Raw genomic sequence first — 17,780 nt, forward strand, 5'->3', positions numbered from 1 at the left:
AAGTGAATATCATGAAATGGATTATTGAGAAACAGCATGAAGGAATGCTTCTTCGTGATTACATTCGCCAAGTTCAAGGGGTATCTAGACGAATTTTAAAAGCAATTAAATTTGAGGGCGGTCTCATTTTAGTAAATGATGTTGAGCAATCCGTTCGTTATGTATTAAAAGAAGGAGACGAAGTGGAAATTAAATTGCCGATAGAAAAAAAGGGGAATTTTATGGTTCCAGGAGAAGTCCCCCTTTCGATTATCTATGAAGACAAAGATATTATTGTACTCGATAAACAGGCAGGCGTAGCAGTTCTTCCATCTTATCATTATCCTAAAGGTACGATAGCTAATGGGTTACTAGCCCATTATGAGCAGCAAAATAGTGCTTCTACGGTTCATATCGTGACAAGGCTAGATAAGGATACTTCTGGACTAATGCTAGTTGCTAAGCATCGATACAGCCACTCCGTTTTATCCACATCTCAGCAAGCGGGTGAATTAAAGCGAAAATACCAAGCGATTGTAGATGGGGCTTTAAGCAAGACTTCGGGTACAATCGATGCGCCAATCGGGAGAAAAGAAGATTCCATTATTGAACGGGAAATACGAGAAAATGGAAAACGAGCCGTTACCCATTATCGTGTAGAACGTAATTTAACAGGCTGCTCTTTTGTTACTGTTCAGTTAGAAACAGGCAGAACGCATCAAATTCGTGTTCATTTTTCTAGTATAGGACACCCGCTTTATGGCGATTCATTATACGGAGGTGATGTTAGCGTCATACAGCGTCAAGCTTTGCACTGCTATGCGTTAACATTTCCGCATCCTATTACAAAACAAACATTGCGTTTTTCAGTAAATTTGCCATTGGATATGGTTAATGCGCTTCGTAAGTTGCAAACTTCTCTTTGACAAATGGCTGTTTGGAAGAAACAGCCGTTATCTTTTCCTCAGGGAGAGAAAACGCAGTCAATTGATTTCCGAATACACAGCCAGTGTCAATGTTGACTGTTTTATTTAAGAATCTTGGCTGCAACACGGGTGTATGGCCATAAATTATCCATTTATCTCCTTGATAATATGCCGCCCAATCACGACGTACTGGTCTTCCATCAGCATGAAATTCACCAGTTGTATCTCCATATAAAACAAATGATGTTACTTTTTTATCGGCTCTTCCAACGTAGCTTTCTTTGATACCTGCATGCGCAATAATTGCATTACATTCTGGAATTTGCAAATATAATGGTGCTTGCTCATATAACGTCATGAATCGCTGGCGAATAATAGCTTGCTCTTCTTTAGAGCAACGCTTATACTCGGCAACGGTTGTTTCCAAACCATGTCGTAACTGTACTTTATTACCTAAAAAATAACGATATAATTTATTACAGTGGTTTCCGGGAACGTATCGTGCTTTTTTATGGGTAATAACCATATGGTATACAAGTGTAATTACGTTTAGGGAATGTGGCCCCCGGTCGGTTATATCACCTACAAATACTGGCACACGCTGTTGTGGGTGAATATAAATAATTTGTTCTTTTTTGTAGCCTAATTTGGAAAATAATTGCTCTAATTCTTCGAAGCAACCGTGAACATCACCAATTACGTCTATTTTCATAGAAACACTCCTTGATTTGTTGTCTGTTTTTGGATATGATATGTGCGTGATTAAACAACATGGATGGTATTAGTTGCTCTATATTATAGACAACCCTTGCCACTCATCCAAGTAAAAGGGTTTACCTGCTTTAAAAAGCGTAATGGAATAGGGTAGAAGGAAGTGATTGTATGGAAACCAACCATCGTTATGACAAAGATTATGAAAAGCAGTATGAACAGCATTGGAAAAAATTACAACAGCAATTAAAACGAGAAAATATGGAAGGGTTTCGCAACGAATTCCTTGATATGCATTCCTATGACCAAGCTATGTTTTTCATTGAACAGAAAAAATCAATTCGTTTACAAATCTATACTTATTTATCTCCAGAAGAGATTGCAGATATTATGGAGAGTATCGATGAAGAGGAACAGACTCGCGATTTAATTAGTGAAATGGATCCTCGCTTTGCGTCTATGGTGCTAGCGGAAATGTCCGCAGATAACGCTGTCGATATTTTGAACGAAATGGATAAAGATCATATTGCTAGCTTTTTAACAATTATGGATACATCCGCAGCAGATGAGATAAAGCACTTATTACATTATGAAGAAAAAACTGCCGGAAGTATTATGACAACAGAATTTATCGCTACTTATAAAACAAACACTGCCAAGCAGACGATGCAACAATTAAAGGAGCAAGCGCCTGATGCAGAAACAATTTATTATTTATATGTATTAGATGAAGATAAGCGTTTAGTCGGTGTGTTATCTTTAAGAGATTTAATTGTAGCACCAGAAGATACAAAAATAGAAAGTATCATGATGGAAAAAGTCGTCGCCGTATCAGCTGGAAAAGACCAAGAAGAAATTGCTCAAATGATGCGAGACTATGATTTCTTGGCATTACCGGTTGTTGATTTTCAAGATCATTTATTAGGAATTATTACTGTTGATGACATTATGGATGTTATGGAAGAAGAAGCAAGCGATGATTATTCGAAGCTTGCAGGGGTATCAGATATCGATAAACCTAATGATACAGCATTAATTTCCGTGAAAAAACGTTTACCTTGGCTAGTCATTTTATTGTTTTTAGGAATGTTTACTGCAAGCCTCATTGGTCGATTTGAAGAAACATTAAATCAAGTAGCAGTCTTGGCTATTTTTATACCTTTAATTGCTGGAATGGCAGGTAATACTGGTACACAAGCATTAGCTGTTGCAGTTCGAGGTTTGGCAAGTGGAGATTATGGCAAGCAAGGGAAAATGAAACTAGTCTTACGGGAAGCAAGTACAGGCATTATCAATGGGGTTATTTGTGGCCTGCTTATTACCCTAGTAATTTATGTATGGAAACATGAGATTTATTTAGGAGTGCTTGTAGGGATTTCCATAGCTGCAACTTTATTTGTAGCTACAATTACAGGTGCATTAGTACCTATTTTTATGGATCGATTAAAAATTGATCCTGCTGTTGCTTCAGGTCCATTTATTACAACAATTAATGATATCATTTCTATTCTCATTTATTTTAGTATGGCAACACTATTTATGAAGTATTTAATCTAGAACATAAAATGCTTTTTGTACTATGAGGCTAATAATATAGCATAATATTTAGGAGTTATCATGTAAGCAAAAACTCTTGTCATAAGACGTAATTACCAGCTTGTAGAGAAAACTCATTGTTTTTCTGCAAGCTTTTTTTCTGTCTAATAAATTATAAAATGAGGTGCTTGTGAATAAGGGAATAACCGAATAGTCACGTCCAGCTTGATTGCCCAGCACGAGGCGACTTCACGAAATCTCCTTTGATAAGTCATCATCGGTTCATCCTAAAAGGAAGGACGACTAAAAGCGGGAGACCCGGGTCTTTGTTCCGCTAGAGGGAAATATAAGCCTTTTTTGGTTTATAGTATAAGATTTTAGGCTTTATCGTATAAGTAAAACAACGCTTTTTTTCTACAGAAATTTTGCAATAGCCAAATATTTCTAAATCATAAACCTTATCTCAGATGCAGAAAATGAACAACACATTTTTCTGGGCATTTTCATATAATGAAGAGAAAGGAAGGGGGAAGTAAGAATGGGGAAGAAGTATGCAAAAAAACCATTACTTTTCATCCATCAACCGAATGAAGGGCAAATGCATGTCCCAATGCAGCATATGTATGTAACTCCGAAAAAGGAGCAAAATGAAACATCAACAAATGGCGGGGAGGAAAAAAAGGGGATGAGGCATCCATCTTTTAACAAAAATTATAATAGTAAAGAAGAATATGGGCACGAAGAAAAATTGAAGCAAAATCAAACGGAGGAAAAGCAAAAATTTAAAGACATGTCGATCGAAGAAAAAGTAGATTATTTTATTAATTCCCCTAGCTACGCTCCAAAGCTAAAATGTGAAATTAAAACGGATCAACGAACATATCGTGGTGTCATTACTGGAGCTGAAGGGAACGATGTATACATTCGAGTCGGTAATCGTTCCGCCAGTACAAAAGTAAGTTTGGATGATATTAAGCATATTAAGCTTTTGGGGTTTTAAAAATACAGGTGGGGCTACTTCATAGTCCCACTTGCCATGTATTACATACAATGGATGTAAGTTGAACACTGAGACCTTTATCGTCTCAGTGTTCATTTGGAAATTAGTTTAAAGCATTAATTGCTGGAAGACATGTTACATGGCAGAAGCAGTTTAGGTCTACTGTAATACAAATGCCTGTAGCACGTAAAGGTTTTGTGTCTTGTTCTACTGGGTTGTCAGGATTTTCTTTATCATCACGAGGATCTCTTAATAATTCAATTACTGCACAGCAATCATTGGTTACTTTCTTCACTCTAAAATAGAAACTTGCAACAATATCACCGATATTACTTGGATGAGCTCCAAAACCTTTAAATGGCTTACAAGTTCCTTTGCAGTACAAAATCACTGGAACTGTATCAAGTCCGTTGCCTTGATCTGTCTCCCCCAGAAGATCGTTGATTGATTGTTCACAGCTGGAATCACAGCAATTTTCTATAACGTCATTTTGTGCATCAGCGATTTCTTTTAAAATATCGCATACACAATTTCCTGTATCAAAATCTTTTCCACAGCCCATGAATGATTTCTCCTTTCGACTTTTGATTGACTCATTTGTCCTTACTAGGATATGTACGGATGTATAGATTGTGTGGGCATTACCACCAATTATGCGTAGAGAAATTAAACGCTTTGTTTATCTCAGGTATAAGGTGTTGAAAGACTCCTACTTTAAGAATGACAAATAATGAATTGAACAAGCCAAAGGGAGAGATAACAGCATTAAAATCCATAGTTACAAATTGCTATATAATGTTCAATGGTTTATCCTGCAAAGCAAAACGGAATCTTTGGAGGAGTGGGTTTCTAATGAATCGTTTTTTATCACTATAGAAAAGTATAATATTTTTGGTTTATGATATAAAAAACAAAGGCTTTCTCCATAAGACTTGGCGACAAGCCAAGTTTTTCTAAAAAGCGGGCGAATGTCTATACTGATTTTCAAAATGAAACATAGACTAATAACGATTATATTGAAGAGGAGTGAACAAAATGTCGGAAAGAAAAAAGCAAGTAATTCATGTGAAGGATCTCGTCATTAAAGCAGATAACGTTTTTATTGAACCTCAGCGACCACCCCGTCCACCGCACAGAAGAGATCCTTTTGCTTCAAGAAGACGTCCTTTCGATGAAAATGAAAAAGAGGATCACGAAAAAGAAGATTCTTATGACAGAGAAGATGATGAACATAGAGAAGATGAGCGTAGATCGCCATTTTCTTGGCTTTGATTAAATAAATCCTTAATTAGATAATTTTGGTTACTAGTGTAAGATGCACCTATTACGACAATATTGCCAGAAGAAAAAACAATACAATTGGCATCGTCGGAGGTAAAAAGTATGCGTTTTATTGAACCTAAATGGTTATACAATATGGATATTATTGATAAGCATTTGCAGAAAAATGAAAATTGGCTTCAATATCCAGATAAAAAAGCGGAACAATGGGAAATGGAGATAGGTAATTGGAATGAAGCTTTTTTAAAGCAAATGGCTCAAATCGAAAATGCTTTATTAGAAATTGGAGCTAAATTAGAAGAGTAAAAATGCATGGATTATTTTGAAATAGGGTATATAATAGTAGAAAGATAAAAAAAGCTTTCCATATCTATAAAGGAGTGGTGGTACATGGGATATATATTGCCAATAAAGCAATACCAATATCAGCAATATCACCAAAGAATAAGCGTAAAGAAACAGGATACAATGCCAGTTCAACGACCATTTAAAAGCGTACTTGATCGCAGGCATCAACAATTATCCAAACAATATGAACGACTCCATGTAGCTGGATATGATCGGTATGTGTTAACAAACCAAGAAGCTTTGGTATCATCGAAGTTTCGTGGAATGTATAAAAAAGGAGATCGGTTCAGCGTAGAGGTATGATAAGTTTTTTGACTTACTATTGAATATGATGAGAAGTAATCCTAATTACTTCTCATCATATTTTTTATGCTCTCTATTCACATAAGGAAGAATAAATAACCCTTCGCCTTTTTTATATTCGGCATAAAAAACATCGCTTATATGTTTATATTGTTGTTCTTCTAATTGGTCCATTAACCATTCCTCCGTCAAATTTTTCTCTTTTAAATTGTCATAGATAATTTCTCCATCATTGATTAGCGTAGTGGCTAAATACGTTTTCTCAGTTGAAACTTGAAGCTCTTGCTTATTCGGTGTTTGATAGGCAGGCTTTAGAATAACAGATACGGTTCCGTTTGTTTCCATAAAAGCAAATTCTACTTCTCGTATTGAAAAAACATCTTTAGCCCGTAAGAGGCTTTGTAATTGATTAATATCCAAATTATTTTTTTTCATTACATCTCTAATTAACTTGCCACGATAAATAATAAAATCGGGTGCTCCTTCTAACAAGCTGCGCGTACGTTTGAATTTTTGTGTAGTTATCTCTGTTATATATAGCAAACTTCCCCAAAGAATAATCACAAAGGCTATTTCAATGACACCTGCTTCTTTGTCGAATAAAGCATTTCCTACTAATTCTCCGAGAATTAAAGCAGATATGAAGTCAAACGGCGTTAATTGAGTAATTTGTGTTTTCCCTAATAATTTTGTGAGCAAGAACAAGGCGAAAAATCCGAAAATGGTATCTATGAGCATTAGCCAATAGTGATTCAAATGAATGACCTCCTTGAAGCAAATCAGTTTTAGGTTTACCTGATGGAGGGAATTCATTCACATAAATATTAGAAAAACATGGCTTATACTATAAACCTTATAACTTTATACTTTCCTATAGTAAGAACAAAGGCGCAAGCGCCCGGTTAGCAACGTAGCGAGTGGATGAAGCAACTAAAGTTTTATGGATCATGGTGAGCCGGTGTTGACGAATCAATGATGACTTATCGTAGGGCGATTCGTGAAGTCGCCTAGTTGCTGGGCGCTGGAGCCGGACGTGGCTAAATAATTTAGTAAGTTTATCAACAGCTGCAAAATTTTGTAATTTCCTAGACCGAAATAAAACAGAAGCAGGATAAAAGTGCCTGCTTCTGTTGAAAAAGGAAATGTAAAAATAGGAAACTTTTGGGATTGCAGCATAGCAAAACTACAACTTGTGTGAATAAGCCAAATTTTAGATGAATGTTCAAGATAACTGTTTTACCATTGTAACATGAGGTATACCAGCATCTAGAAACTCATCAGATACAGTCTCATACCCTAATTGCTGGTAAAATTTCTCAGCATGGGTTTGCCCATTTAACTTTGCTTTTTGATAGTCATTTTCAAGAATGGCCTGTTCCATATGGTGAATTAATTGTTTTCCAATAGATTTTCCACGATATTCTTTTAATACACAAATTCTTTCAAGTTTCCCGTAAGACTCTACAAAACGGAGACGGCTAGTAGCAATAGGAATTTCGCCATCGTAAGCTATGAAGTGGATTGCCTCGTCATCATATTTATCCATTTCTTCTTCAGGTGATACATTTTGTTCCTGAATAAAGACGACTGTACGGATATGATAGGCGTCATCCTGTTCTTTATGTGTTGTGACTTCTTTTATAATCATACGTACTCCTTTCCAAACACAAATGTTTCGTAAACGGTCCAAGACCCATTTTCTAGCTGATACATTAATTGGAAACGATCAATTTGGTCTTCTAGTTGGGTTTTCTTCATGCTTAAACTGCTATATACATCGGAGTATTCATCATCTGGAAGCTTTTGAGCAATCGTTATATGTGGTACAAAAGCATACTCGTGATTATCAGGAAATTTACCTGCATGCATTCTCTCGTATAAGTCAACGAGCTCTTGCCTTGGTTCGACTTTAAAATAGATGGTGTTCGTTATCGGAGCGAAAGTACTAACTTTGTTCATATAAATGGTAAAAGGATCTATTTCATTAGCAATATGTTTTAATTCAATAATTAATTCATTAATCAGTTGATCATCTGCTTCAAAAGATTCCTTCAACGTAATGTGCGGAGGAATTAAAGCGTAGTGTGGATCATACCTTTTTCGATAAGAGTTTGCTTCATCTTGAATTTCCTTTGTTGGAAAAATAACAATACCATATTTCATCTCATAAAACCTCCTAGTAGAATCAATGATTTATGCCTAATTCATTCAACCCTGTGCAATGATTTTACCTTAACCTTTATTATATCAAATATACTAATTAAATAAGAGAGTATTTTGTACTATCTGAAAAATATTATGGAAACATGGAAGTAAGGGTGCGCTTCATATCCTGTTGCCAATACTTCCATGTATGTTCTCCAGCCTCTAATTCGTAATAATCATAACTGGAGGCGGTACTTTGTAAAATGTCATGAAGCTTTCGATTAGGTGTTAGGAAGTCCATCCTTTCGCCATTGGTCATCTGTACATCTGTTTCAGCTTTTCCGATTGTATGGTAAATGGCAACCCGATCCAAGTTTTTGGCTGTTTTTACTGCATTTAAAACGGTTTCGTTTACAAAAGGAGATTGCATGATGACTTTTCCAAACGTATTTGGATAACGAATGGCAGTCATAAGGGCAAGCGTTCCTGCTAAAGAGTCGCCTAATAAGGCTCTAGATTGCCCCATGTAATAAGTAGGAAATAAATGATCTAAAAAAGGTACAACCTCATGTCCTAGAAATTTTATATAGGCTTCATTTTGTTTACCGTCCGGATGATACTTTTCACGGCGGTCAAACTTATCTTTGTATTGAATGCCAACAAATATCGTATTGGTAATTTCTTGATTATCATGTAGCTTATCACTTAAAGTAGCTACTCTTCCAAGCTGATAATAATCATTGCCATCTTGCATAATGCAAAGTTGATATTTGTATAATGGAGAGAAATCTTCCGGTTGATAAATTGTTAATGTCATATTTTCTTGTAAGTACTTGCTATTGATTTGTTTCTCAATCATAGAACCTTTTCTTCCCAAGTTTTTCACTCCTTTTACTCGAATATAAATGTGCCTTATACTTTCACATTGGATTTAAAAAACCTGACAAATGCAAGGTCCTGATTTCACATGTGTAAAGTTTGTAGGGATAAAAGGCATGGGTATGAATTAAAGCTCTTCCCTTACCTGCCCTTTATTTAAATGATAATACTGTCCTTGCATGGCAAACAGCTCCTCATGGCTACCTTGTTCTTTGATTTCCCCATTTTCTAGCATAATAATCTTATCGGCTTCTTTAATTGTGTTCAGTCGATGAGCAATGACGAAACTCGTTCTCCCATTCATTAACCGTTTTAAAGCATCTTGGATCTTAAGCTCTGTTATAGTGTCAATATTACTTGTCGCCTCATCAAGAATCAAGATTTTCGGTTTCGCTAATAGTGCGCGTGCAATCGTCAGTAATTGCTTTTGTCCTTGACTAATGCCGCTTCCTTCTTGGTCAAGCATTGTGTCATATGCATTCGGTAGGAGTTGAATAAATGCATGCGCATTAGCATCTTTTGCAGCTTGAATGACTTCATCATCCGTCGCATCTAGACGTCCATATCTAATGTTTTCACGAATAGTTGCTCTGAATAAAAAGGCATCTTGTAAAACAAATGCCATATGCTGTCTTAAACTCGAACGTTGAATGGTTTTTAATGGTATACCATCCAAATATATTTCCCCTGCATCGTAATTATAAAATCTAGAGATTAAATTAATTATGGTTGTTTTTCCTGCACCTGTATGCCCGACAAAAGCAATTGTTTCACCTGGTTTTGCTTCAAAGCTAATATTCTTTAAAATATAGCTATTTTCATATCCAAAAGAAACTTTATTAAAAACGAAATGTCCATTTGTAGTGGTAAGCTTTTGAGCCGTCTTTTCATCTGCTTCTTCCTGTTCTTTATCCAATACACGAAATACACGTTCGGCACCTGCTACAGCAGATAATAATATATTAAATTGATTGGACAATTCATTTAACGGTCGTGTAAATTGTCTAGCATATTCTGTGAATATTACAATAACTCCTACTGTTACAACATTATTTATAGCTAAAATACCTCCTGCTAATGCGATGAGTCCAAAGCTTAAAAAATTGAGCATGTTCATTACTTTGGGGATAAACCCAGAAATGGTCAGAGCCCAAAACCCTGCATGATTTAATTGCTTATTACGTGTTTCAAATTCTTTTATAACACGCTTTTCTTGAGAAAAAGCTTTGACAATATGCTGACCAGATAAAATTTCTTCAACATAGCCATTCACTTCGCCTAAATTTTTCTGCTGTAATTTATATAAAGGGCCTGTTCGCTTTGTTATCCAGCGAATGGCAAGAAACATAATTGGTACTATTACCATAGTAATAGCTGTTAGTATCGGGCTAAGATAGAGCATAACACCTATCGTTCCTGTTAGAGTTAGAACGCTCGAAAATATTTGGATAACGGATTGATTCAACGTGTTATTCACATTGTCAATATCGTTTGTAATCCGACTCATTAATTCCCCGTGTTGTCGCTTATCAAAATAAGCAATTGGCAACCGATGAAATTGATAAAACAAGTGTTTTCTTAGCGCGAAAACGGTGTTTTGGGCAATGCCAATCATCCAAAAATTTTGCAGGAAAATGGCTAAAGCATGAAAGAGATAGATGACTACAAGCCAAATCAATAACGTAACTAATCCGGTTGTTTCTTTAGTAACAATGAAATCATCAATTGCCATACCAATCATAAACGGTCCTAAAAGACCGAGTGCAGAACTAGCGACAACCATTAAAATGACGAGTGTTAACTTTCCCTTTTCATTAGCTAAATAAGTCCAAATACGCTTGATGGTTCCTTTCGTATCTTGAGCACGTTTTTGATTATGGCTTGAATTTGATGATATGGGTATTTTTTTATATTGAAAAGGCTGTTTCAATTGTTTACTTAGCATGGGAAACTTCCTTTCCAAATTGAGATTCTACAATACGCTGATATAGCTTAGAAGATTTAAGAAGGGATTGATGTGTGCCAAGTGCTAGTATTTCTCCTCTATCCAAAAGAAGAATACGGTCGGCACGCATTGCTGTACTTATCTTCTGTGTAATAATTAATGTAGTGCAATGATAGGTTTCAATAGCTTCTAACAATCGAGATTCTGTAGCTAAATCCAGTGCGCTTGTACTATCATCCAACATTAGGATTTTTGGTTTTCGAATAAGTGCTCTGGCGATAGAAATTCGTTGTTTTTGTCCTCCGGAAAGATTAACTCCTTTTTGCCCGACTTTAGTTTCATAACGCTCATTTAACTGCATAATTGTTTCATGAATTTGTGCATCTTTTGCTGCTTGTATAATTTCTCCCATGGTAGCCCTAGCTTTTCCCCAAGCGATATTTTCCTTTATCATACCAGTAAATAGCAAAGGAGATTGAGGTACGTAGCCTATACTATCGCGAAGCTGGTTCAAAGGATACGACGTAACGTCTTGATCATCAATAGTAATGATCCCATGATTAGCCTTATACAGTCGAGGGATTAATTGAAATAAAGATGTCTTCCCTGCACCAGTAGCGCCCATTACAGCAATTCTTTCGCCACTATTCACGTTAAAGGTGATATCGTGCAAGACCGATTCTTTATGAGTAGGATAGGAAAAATATACGTGTTGGAAAGATATTGCCCCACGTTGAACATGATTGGCGGTAGTGTCATTCCATTCTACTTTTTGCGCTTCCTCTGTATGGATATGCAAAATGTCGTTCACACGTTTGGTAGAAGCTTGCATTCGTGAAAACGCCATAATAATAAACGTAAACATAGAAATAGACATGGAAACCCTTAATGCATAATTAATCATTGCAACAACATCGCCAACATTCGTTGTCCCGGCTACTACTTGTGCATTGCCTAACCAAATAATAAATAATAGGCTCATATTCATAACAAATAACAAAACGGGCATCGAAGCTTCAACGAAACGAAAGGTCGCCCTCGTTCTCTCGGCTAACGATTGGTTGGCTTTTTTAAATCGTGCTTCTTCGTGTTTTCTACGAGAAAAAGCTTTGATTAAGCGCATACCAATCAAATTTTCTTGCATCACCTGATTTAATGTATCGACGCTTTTTTGTACGTTTTGAAATAACTTGCTAGCAATTTTAAGCACCCAAAGAACAAAACCAACTAATAGTGGAACGGTAATGAGAAAAATAATAGCAAGCTTAGCGTTTACGATAAAGGCCATTACAACACCACCAATAACGATTAGTGGTGCTTTTGACATAATTCGAAGGATCATATAGATGGTATTTTGCATTTGTCGAATATCATTGGAGAATCGAGTCATTAAAGCGGATGTTGGATATTGATTCAAATGTGAAAATGAAAAGGCTTGTATTTTAGCAAATAGCTCTTCACGTAGATCGTAAGCAAATCCCCAGCTTACATGTGAAGCGTAAAATGAGTTAATCAGACCAGCTATGAATGCGATGAAAGCAAGCGTAATCATAATGCTTCCCCATTTCAAGATGGTTGATAAATCTTGATTCACCACTCCTTCGTTAATCATTTTCCCTAATAAAAAGGGAAGCGCAAGCTCCACAGCCAGTTCAACAAGCATAAGTGCAAATGCAACGGCCGCCGGTAGCTTATATGGTTTCAAAAATGATAAAACAGTCTTCAAGGATGACTCCTCCCCATGATGCTACACAATTTCTATCTATTATAAATGGATTTTATGGATTTATCCAATATCCTAACCACAAAGAGATTAATGATAAATAATTCACAAACGATATACAAATCCCGGCAGACCACTTCAAGTAAAAGATAGAGAAGGTTTTAAGCTTCCATTTTATTAATAAAAATAACTTATTCCTTATAGATGCGCTTTGTATAAAAAGCAGACTATAGGGGAAAATTTGTTTGAGTCAATTCAAGCTTTCTTAAAAAATATTAAGGATATTTAAAAACTTTGGAGGGAAATCATGACGATACTTCAAGAGATTCAACAGACATTTACGGATATGAAAATTGTTAGTGCCATTTCTTCTACGTTGTTCATTATATTGTTGGGATTTTTTCTACGTAAAAGAGAAATATTTAACGATCAAGTAGGAAAGGTACTATCAAAAGTAGTTCTTATTGTTGCATTACCAGCGTTAGCATTTAAAGCATTTATGAAAGATATTGATGCTGAATCATTAGCAGAAGGAATAGAGGTGCTTATCTGGGGAATAGCTATCTATATTATATTGATCCTGATATCCAAACCAATGTACTTAAAATATAAAGGGGATCGTCAGGACACATTACGTGTATTAACTATATTTGGATCTACTACGTTTTTTGGAATACCGATTGTTGGCGCAATTTATGGAGCAGAAGGAATTTTATATGCTTCTATTTTCAATATTGGGTACCGTATTTTTCTATACTCCTATGGATATATCAAAATGAGTGGATTGAAAATGGAAGTAGGGAATGTAAAAGAGATGTTCCTTAATCCTATCATTATTGCCACTTTTTTAGGATTATTTATCTGGATATTTCAAGGGTATTTGCCCCAAGTTAGTGTCGTGGCAGAAGATGGAACAAAAGCAGACGTGGCATTTTTACGCATTGACCAAACAGCACCTTGGTTATTTCAGCCGATGGAATATCTTGCTCGATTAGCTTCACCACTTGCATGGTTAGCAATTGGGGCTACTTTAGGGGCGATTAAGTTTAGAACAGCTTTAACCGATCGCACATCCTTGTTCTATAGCTTTAATAAAGTAATTATTGTTCCTCTTTTAAATATTGCTTTCCTTTCTTTGCTTGCAGTAACAAATGTTCTTGTTGTAAGTGATGTTTCTTTAGGAACAATAGTGATTATGATGGCAACCCCAACAGCTACAGTGGCAGCAGCGTATGCAATCAGCTTCGATCGAGATGCTTTGTTAGCTTCAAACGCATCGCTACTATCAACCATTACAGCAGTTATATTTATTCCAGTATGGATTATTGTAATTAATATAATAGCTGGATTACCTATATTTGGATAATGAAGCATAAAAGGAGAATGAAATCATGAATTTTAAAATAGTATGTTATGGAGTTCGTGAAAATGAAACTGCCTTCTTCCATAAACTTAATCTATATCAATTTCAATTAAAGCTAATAAAACCTTTGTTAACCCATGAAAACATAGAAACAGCAGAGGGCGCAGATGGTGTCTTATTAAGGGCTAACTGTACGGCTGATAGAAAAAACTTGAAGAAATTGCAGGAGTACGGTGTGAAGTATGTTTTCACTCGCACAGTAGGCTACAATCATATTGATTTAGAGGCCGCTAAAGATTATAACATATATGTAGCAAGAGTTCCTTCTTATTCTCCGAATGCAATTGCAGAATTAGCCTTAACTTTGGCAATGTCTTTGTTAAGGCATACAGCTTATACGACAGCAAAAACAGCTAATAAAGATTTTACCGTTGACCCAGTCATGTTTAGTAAAGAAGTGAGAAATTGTAAAGTAGGGATTATAGGTACAGGAAAAATTGGACTTACGGAAGCAAAATTGTTCAAAGGTTTAGGTGCAACAGTGTTAGGCTATGATATTTACCAAAGTGAAGCAGCTAAACGAGTGGTTACTTTTAAGGAATTGGACGAACTGTTAAAAGAAAGCGACATTGTTAGCATTCATGTTCCATACTTACCAGGTGAAAACGAAAAGATGATTAATAAATCATTTATTTCTAAGATGAAAGATGGGGCTATTTTAATTAATACTGCTCGTGGTGAACTGCAAGATAATGAAGCAATACTTGAAGCTTTGCTAACGAAAAAAATGGAAGGATTTGCTACGGATGTATTCGCTAATGAAAAAGAGATCTTTTTCCAAAAGTTTACTAACAACGATGAACTTGATCCAACAGTCAAGGGTTTGATTGAACTGTATCCAAGAGTGTTAATTACTCCTCATATCGGTTCCAATACAGATGAGGCACTTAAAAATATGATTGAAACTAGCTACCAAAATTTTTACGATGTACTAACAAATGGAAGAACTTCGAATGCCGTTTCTCTAACGAAAAATAGCTAAGTTACATTTTCAATAGTGGGGAGAGGATAACCGTTTGTTATATCCCCGCTGTATTTATTATGGAAAAACTTCTATCTATTATTATAATTTACCCTCCTGTTGGTGGAAAATCCATATGCTCAATATTTCACTTATTTTAATTACAAAAGTTAGTTTAGTTAGATTATATTTTAAAAGCGAAGCGACTGTACTATTATAAGCATGTAAGAGATAGCGCGCTAGATTATCTATAAATCAATATGTGAAAATATTCACAATATCATTTTGGAGGAAAAGACGATGGAAATACTAGAAATTTTTAAAACCACATTTACAGATATGAATATTATCAGTGCGATTACGTCAACGATGTTCATTATTTTATTAGGGTATTATTGTCGAAAGAAAAATATCTTTAGTGATCAAGTAGGAAAAATGTTATCCAGAGTGGTATTGTCTGTAGCGTTACCAGCTTTAGCACTAAAAGCTTTTATGAAAGACATTGACCAACAATCGTTAGCTGAGGGAATGGGTATTTTAATTTGGGGAATTGCTATTTATATTATTTTAATTATTGTCTCAAAACCAATGTATGCGAAGTTTAAAGGGGATAAAGAAGATACATTACGTGTACTAACTATTTTTGGTTCCACTACGTTCTTTGGTATTCCAATTGTTGGAGCAATCTATGGTGCTGAAGGTGTTCTATACGCTTCCATCTTTAATATTGGCTATCGGATCTTCCTTTATTCTTACGGCTATATTAAAATGAGTGGATTGAAAATGGAAGCAAAAAATATTAAAGAAATGTTTCTAAATCCAATAGTTATTGCTACCTTTGTAGGATTGTTTATCTGGATATTTCAAGATTCCTTACCACAAATGAGTGTTGTAGCAGCAGATGGTACTGCTTCAACAGTAGCATTTTTAAGAATTGACCAAACTGCTCCATGGTTATTTAAGCCAATGACATATTTAGCAAGCTTAGCTTCACCTTTAGCATGGTTAGCAATTGGCGCAACATTAGGATCTGTTGATTTTAAAACAGCTATTTCTGATCGGACATCCTTAATATACAGTGCGAACAAAGTTGTGCTGGTTCCAATTATTAACATTGTTATTTTGGCGATTCTTTCATTAACGGGCATATTGACGATGAGTGCAGTATCTGTAGGAACCATCGTTATTATGATGGCGGCCCCTACCGCAACAGTAGCAGCTGCATATGCAATTAGCTTTGATAAGGATGCGTTACTTGCTTCGAATGCTTCTTTATTATCAACGATTAGTGCAGTTGTCATGATTCCGATCTGGATTATTGTCATTAATATGATTACTTCAACAAATTTATTTTAAAAAAATAGGATTTGAGAGCCCGTACAAATGAAATGCAAGATTTGATATCTGATGATTAATAATATTCAATAAAGGAGAGGGTAAGAATGACGATTAAAGTAGTCTGTTACGGCGTAAGAGAGAATGAAGAGCCATTTTTTAACAAATTAAATAAATACGGTTTTGACTTAACTTTAGTGGAGGATTTATTAACACATGATAATATAGATACAGCAAAAGGAATGGATGCTGTGTTACTACGAGGGAATTGTGTTGCCGATAGAATAAATATTGGAAAAATGTGTAGCTTTGGGGTTAAATATGTATTTACTAGAACCGTAGGCTATAATCATATTGATTTACAAGCAGCAGCAGATTACGACATGTATGTAGCGCGTGTACCATCTTATTCACCAAATGCTATTGCTGAGTTAGCTTTAACGCTTGCTATGTCGTTATTACGTCATACTGCTTACACAACCGTTAAAACGGCGAACAAAGATTTTACTGTTGATTCCGTTATGTTTAGTAAAGAAATTCGTAACTGTAAGGTAGGGATTATCGGGACAGGGAAAATTGGTTTAACAGAAGCAAAGCTTTTTAAGGGACTTGGTGCAGAAGTGCTCGGTTATGATGTTTACCAAAGTGAAGAAGCAAAGCAAACAGTTACTTTTATGGAATTAGATGATCTATTAAAAGAAAGTGATATTGTGAGCTTACATGTTCCTTATTTCCCAGGAAAAAATGATAAAATGGTCAACGATGAATTTATTGCCAAAATGAAGGATGGAGCCATTTTTATTAATACTGCTAGAGGGGAACTTCAAGATAATGAGGCGATCCTTAAAGCGCTTCGTACACATAAATTAGCTGGTTTTGCCACGGATGTCTTTGCGAATGAAAAGGAGATCTTCTTCAAACAGTTTAATGATGGTAAAAAGCTAGATTCAACTGTACAAGCACTCGTTGATTTATATCCACGTGTGCTGATTACACCGCACATCGGTTCAAATACAGACGAAGCTCTAACGAATATGATTGAGACAAGCTTTGAAAACTTACATGATACGATTACAAAAGGGAGCACGACAAATGTCGTAGAACTTCCTGAAAAAAGTCAAGCTGTATCATAGATTGGTAAAAAAACGTATGATTCCCCCTAAAAGTCTATATACTTTTCTATAGTAAAAAAAGAGGAAGCATCTTTGAAGATGCTTCCTCTTTTTTACAGTAAGATACAAGGGCATCTTGAGTCGAGTTATTTTTTGCAGGTGAGTGATTACCT

Annotated in this window: 18 protein-coding genes; 10 read left to right on the plus strand and 8 right to left on the minus strand. The window is 35.6% G+C overall.

Annotated elements, in window-relative coordinates; genetic code table 11:
• The first annotated feature begins 11 nt into the window (after window positions 1-11).
• A complete protein-coding gene (locus tag B2C77_RS07805; protein WP_077703109.1) occupies window positions 12-905 on the plus strand; it encodes an RluA family pseudouridine synthase in 894 nt (297 codons plus the stop codon).
• Here the strand turns inward: B2C77_RS07805 and prpE are convergent.
• Window positions 871-1,617, minus strand: coding sequence for a bis(5'-nucleosyl)-tetraphosphatase PrpE (prpE, locus tag B2C77_RS07810; protein WP_077703110.1), 747 nt, complete (start codon window positions 1,615-1,617; stop codon window positions 871-873). The genes B2C77_RS07805 and prpE overlap by 35 nt on opposite strands.
• A 170-nt stretch (window positions 1,618-1,787) precedes the next feature.
• Here prpE and mgtE point away from each other — a divergent pair, with 170 nt between their 5' ends.
• Together mgtE and B2C77_RS07820 are read left to right on the plus strand one after the other, a co-directional pair.
• Window positions 1,788-3,173, plus strand: coding sequence for a magnesium transporter (mgtE, locus tag B2C77_RS07815; protein ID WP_077703111.1), 1,386 nt, complete (start codon window positions 1,788-1,790; stop codon window positions 3,171-3,173).
• 517 nt (window positions 3,174-3,690) lie between these two features.
• Window positions 3,691-4,152: a CotO family spore coat protein gene (locus B2C77_RS07820; RefSeq protein ID WP_077703112.1), complete on the plus strand. Its 462-nt coding sequence runs from the start codon at window positions 3,691-3,693 to the stop codon at window positions 4,150-4,152.
• 103 nt (window positions 4,153-4,255) lie between these two features.
• Here B2C77_RS07820 and B2C77_RS07825 read toward each other — a convergent pair whose 3' ends face one another.
• The gene (locus B2C77_RS07825; protein WP_077703113.1) at window positions 4,256-4,714 is read right to left on the minus strand and encodes a CotY/CotZ family spore coat protein; all 459 of its coding nucleotides are present in this window, start codon (window positions 4,712-4,714) and stop codon (window positions 4,256-4,258) included.
• A gap of 473 nt (window positions 4,715-5,187) precedes the next feature.
• Here B2C77_RS07825 and B2C77_RS07830 point away from each other — a divergent pair, with 473 nt between their 5' ends.
• The 3 genes from B2C77_RS07830 to B2C77_RS07840 all read left to right on the plus strand — a co-directional run bounded on the left by B2C77_RS07830 (window position 5,188) and on the right by B2C77_RS07840 (window position 6,084).
• A complete protein-coding gene (locus tag B2C77_RS07830; protein WP_077703114.1) occupies window positions 5,188-5,424 on the plus strand; it encodes a hypothetical protein in 237 nt (78 codons plus the stop codon).
• 111 nt (window positions 5,425-5,535) lie between these two features.
• On the plus strand, window positions 5,536-5,739 hold the full coding sequence (locus B2C77_RS07835) for a hypothetical protein (RefSeq protein ID WP_077703115.1): 204 nt from the start codon (window positions 5,536-5,538) through the stop codon (window positions 5,737-5,739).
• Between the two features lie 84 nt (window positions 5,740-5,823).
• Window positions 5,824-6,084 carry a hypothetical protein gene (locus B2C77_RS07840; protein WP_077703116.1) on the plus strand — a complete coding sequence of 87 codons (261 nt, stop codon included), beginning with the start codon at window positions 5,824-5,826 and terminating at the stop codon, window positions 6,082-6,084.
• Window positions 6,085-6,129: 45 nt separating this feature from the next.
• Here the strand turns inward: B2C77_RS07840 and B2C77_RS07845 are convergent, their stop codons facing one another.
• From B2C77_RS07845 to B2C77_RS07870, 6 genes are all read right to left on the minus strand, one after another.
• A complete protein-coding gene (locus B2C77_RS07845) occupies window positions 6,130-6,840 on the minus strand; it encodes a DUF421 domain-containing protein (protein ID WP_237342717.1) in 711 nt (236 codons plus the stop codon).
• A gap of 466 nt (window positions 6,841-7,306) precedes the next feature.
• A complete protein-coding gene (locus B2C77_RS07850; protein WP_077703118.1) occupies window positions 7,307-7,732 on the minus strand; it encodes a GNAT family N-acetyltransferase in 426 nt (141 codons plus the stop codon).
• Window positions 7,729-8,247: a YjcG family protein gene (locus B2C77_RS07855; protein WP_077703119.1), complete on the minus strand. Its 519-nt coding sequence runs from the start codon at window positions 8,245-8,247 to the stop codon at window positions 7,729-7,731. The genes B2C77_RS07850 and B2C77_RS07855 overlap by 4 nt, the downstream gene beginning before the upstream one ends.
• A gap of 133 nt (window positions 8,248-8,380) precedes the next feature.
• The gene (locus tag B2C77_RS07860) at window positions 8,381-9,106 is read right to left on the minus strand and encodes an alpha/beta hydrolase (protein WP_077703120.1); all 726 of its coding nucleotides are present in this window, start codon (window positions 9,104-9,106) and stop codon (window positions 8,381-8,383) included.
• 129 nt (window positions 9,107-9,235) lie between these two features.
• On the minus strand, window positions 9,236-11,053 hold the full coding sequence (locus B2C77_RS07865) for an ABC transporter ATP-binding protein (protein ID WP_077703121.1): 1,818 nt from the start codon (window positions 11,051-11,053) through the stop codon (window positions 9,236-9,238).
• The gene (locus B2C77_RS07870; RefSeq protein ID WP_077703122.1) at window positions 11,043-12,779 is read right to left on the minus strand and encodes an ABC transporter ATP-binding protein; all 1,737 of its coding nucleotides are present in this window, start codon (window positions 12,777-12,779) and stop codon (window positions 11,043-11,045) included. Before B2C77_RS07870 ends, B2C77_RS07865 begins: the two co-directional genes overlap by 11 nt.
• Before the next feature lie 304 nt (window positions 12,780-13,083).
• Between B2C77_RS07870 and B2C77_RS07875 the strand changes: the two genes are divergently transcribed.
• The 4 genes from B2C77_RS07875 (at window position 13,084) to B2C77_RS07890 (ending at window position 17,628) form a co-directional block, all read left to right on the plus strand.
• Window positions 13,084-14,142 carry an AEC family transporter gene (locus B2C77_RS07875; protein WP_077703123.1) on the plus strand — a complete coding sequence of 353 codons (1,059 nt, stop codon included), beginning with the start codon at window positions 13,084-13,086 and terminating at the stop codon, window positions 14,140-14,142.
• 25 nt (window positions 14,143-14,167) lie between these two features.
• The gene (locus B2C77_RS07880; RefSeq protein ID WP_077703124.1) at window positions 14,168-15,181 is read left to right on the plus strand and encodes a 2-hydroxyacid dehydrogenase; all 1,014 of its coding nucleotides are present in this window, start codon (window positions 14,168-14,170) and stop codon (window positions 15,179-15,181) included.
• A gap of 279 nt (window positions 15,182-15,460) precedes the next feature.
• Window positions 15,461-16,516 carry an AEC family transporter gene (locus B2C77_RS07885; RefSeq protein WP_077703125.1) on the plus strand — a complete coding sequence of 352 codons (1,056 nt, stop codon included), beginning with the start codon at window positions 15,461-15,463 and terminating at the stop codon, window positions 16,514-16,516.
• A gap of 86 nt (window positions 16,517-16,602) precedes the next feature.
• Window positions 16,603-17,628 (plus strand): 2-hydroxyacid dehydrogenase, encoded by a 1,026-nt coding sequence (locus B2C77_RS07890; protein WP_077703126.1) that lies wholly within the window; start codon window positions 16,603-16,605, stop codon window positions 17,626-17,628.
• Window positions 17,629-17,780: the final 152 nt, after the last annotated feature.

This window comes from Virgibacillus dokdonensis, assembly GCF_900166595.1.
Taxonomy (GTDB): Bacteria; Bacillota; Bacilli; order Bacillales; family Amphibacillaceae; genus Virgibacillus; species Virgibacillus dokdonensis.

Excerpts from the sequence above, each read along its gene's own strand:
- B2C77_RS07805 (WP_077703109.1), top strand. The coding sequence starts at position 12 with ATGAAATGGATTATTGAGAAACAGCATGAAGGAATGCTTCTTCGTGAT.
- prpE (WP_077703110.1), bottom strand. The coding sequence starts at position 1,617 with ATGAAAATAGACGTAATTGGTGATGTTCACGGTTGCTTCGAAGAATTA.
- mgtE (WP_077703111.1), top strand. The coding sequence starts at position 1,788 with ATGGAAACCAACCATCGTTATGACAAAGATTATGAAAAGCAGTATGAA.
- B2C77_RS07820 (WP_077703112.1), top strand. The coding sequence starts at position 3,691 with ATGGGGAAGAAGTATGCAAAAAAACCATTACTTTTCATCCATCAACCG.
- B2C77_RS07825 (WP_077703113.1), bottom strand. The coding sequence starts at position 4,714 with ATGGGCTGTGGAAAAGATTTTGATACAGGAAATTGTGTATGCGATATT.
- B2C77_RS07830 (WP_077703114.1), top strand. The coding sequence starts at position 5,188 with ATGTCGGAAAGAAAAAAGCAAGTAATTCATGTGAAGGATCTCGTCATT.
- B2C77_RS07835 (WP_077703115.1), top strand. The coding sequence starts at position 5,536 with ATGCGTTTTATTGAACCTAAATGGTTATACAATATGGATATTATTGAT.
- B2C77_RS07840 (WP_077703116.1), top strand. The coding sequence starts at position 5,824 with ATGGGATATATATTGCCAATAAAGCAATACCAATATCAGCAATATCAC.
- B2C77_RS07850 (WP_077703118.1), bottom strand. The coding sequence starts at position 7,732 with ATGATTATAAAAGAAGTCACAACACATAAAGAACAGGATGACGCCTAT.
- B2C77_RS07855 (WP_077703119.1), bottom strand. The coding sequence starts at position 8,247 with ATGAAATATGGTATTGTTATTTTTCCAACAAAGGAAATTCAAGATGAA.
- B2C77_RS07865 (WP_077703121.1), bottom strand. The coding sequence starts at position 11,053 with ATGCTAAGTAAACAATTGAAACAGCCTTTTCAATATAAAAAAATACCC.
- B2C77_RS07875 (WP_077703123.1), top strand. The coding sequence starts at position 13,084 with ATGACGATACTTCAAGAGATTCAACAGACATTTACGGATATGAAAATT.
- B2C77_RS07880 (WP_077703124.1), top strand. The coding sequence starts at position 14,168 with ATGAATTTTAAAATAGTATGTTATGGAGTTCGTGAAAATGAAACTGCC.
- B2C77_RS07885 (WP_077703125.1), top strand. The coding sequence starts at position 15,461 with ATGGAAATACTAGAAATTTTTAAAACCACATTTACAGATATGAATATT.
- B2C77_RS07890 (WP_077703126.1), top strand. The coding sequence starts at position 16,603 with ATGACGATTAAAGTAGTCTGTTACGGCGTAAGAGAGAATGAAGAGCCA.